The sequence below is a fragment of the Shewanella sp. 10N.286.52.B9 genome (genome assembly GCF_002873635.1).
GTDB lineage: Bacteria > Pseudomonadota > Gammaproteobacteria > Enterobacterales > Shewanellaceae > Shewanella.
Window position 1 is genome coordinate 1,135 of record NZ_MCTY01000124.1, and the last position, 1,398, is coordinate 2,532.

A 1,398-nucleotide genomic window follows, 5' to 3' on the forward strand; every position below is an offset into this window, starting at 1 on the left:
TTTGATTGGTTTGATTGGTTAGTGTTTGTTGATAATAAACACAATTCTAATTGTTTCATAAATTGGTCGTAATCATCCCCCTTATCTATGTAGTCATCAGCTCCAAGTCTTATGCACTTTACCGCGCAGTTTATTTTTGTATTTGCAGATACAATAACTACTTGTGAATTTGGAGATATAGACTTAACTTCTAAAATAAGAAACTCACCATTAATAATTGGCATATTTAAGTCAATGAATATCAAATCAAAACAATGTTCAGTCACTAGTTTTAAAGCTATCTTAGGGTCTGTAGTACTTAAAATTTGCGCACTCTCCTCTATTGATTTAATTGTTTCCACAAAACAAGTTAACCAGTCTTGCTCATCATCAATAATCAGTATTTTCATGTTACGCATATAGTTACCAATATAAATTGAATTAATTTAAAAGATTAAAGCAATCATAGCATTTATATCTTTACGAAAATTATTTTACTCACTTGTGATGTAAGTCACCTTAAAGTGTCAGTCGTATGCAAATTCACAACATTATAAGTTATTGAAAATTAAGTACTGCATTTAGGGTTATTAAGATGATACATTTCACGTTTATGACATTACGATAGTTAACTAGATAGTGAGTGTGATGGCTGTCACGTTACTAACTCGTGATTATTATTATCTTCTCAATTGTAATAACAACTTAACATTATCGATTGAGAAAGGGCTTAACAATGAAATATAGACAAATGGTTATGGGTATTGTTTTAATTGGATTAGCAACACCATGTATAGCAACTTATACACCAGAGGTAATTTACAAGAACCAACAACAAAATTATCCTGCTGCTGAATATCCAGTTTATGGGACTCACTCATCTGATATCGTTTTTGTAAATGAAGATAAAATGATTCGTAAAGCTAATAAAAGCTATCCAGAATGGTATCGAGGAAAAGGGGAGAATGGTGTGGCAGATAAAGATTCTCATTATAGTTATACAGATATGATTGCTCCATCTGGGGCTCCAATTAAATCAGAGTCAGTTTATATGGGGACAGTAAAAATGTTACCCGGTAAAACATACCCCGCTCATCATCATCCGGCACCAGAGACATACTACGTAATATCTGGTGAGGCTGAGTGGTTTGTTAATGGTGTAAAACAAAAAGTTGGTCCTGGTGATCTTATGTTCCATAAACCTTATGATGTTCATGGATGGGTTAATTTATCAAACACTGAAGAATTACACTTGATGTATATCTGGTGGAAAGAGCCTGGTGCACCAGACGACCTATTTAATCACGGCGCTCGATTTACCAATCCAGATTTATTCAAGAGTGAAAGTGATGTTAAACCTCATGCAGTACCATTACCGTTACCAGCACAAAAAAAATAAATTTTTAAACTATTTTAGAA

At 33.0% G+C, this 1,398-nt stretch carries 2 protein-coding genes; one reads left to right on the plus strand and one right to left on the minus strand.

What is annotated here, in order from left to right; genetic code table 11:
* Nucleotides 1–398 (minus strand): response regulator (locus tag BCU91_RS07400; protein WP_133126590.1); only part of this gene is annotated, 398 nt, incomplete at its 3' end.
* Nucleotides 399–715: 317 nt separating this feature from the next.
* Here BCU91_RS07400 and BCU91_RS07405 point away from each other — a divergent pair.
* The gene (locus BCU91_RS07405; protein WP_102531210.1) at nt 716–1,378 is read left to right on the plus strand and encodes a dimethylsulfonioproprionate lyase family protein; all 663 of its coding nucleotides are present in this window, start codon (nt 716–718) and stop codon (nt 1,376–1,378) included.
* Nucleotides 1,379–1,398 lie beyond the last annotated feature (20 nt).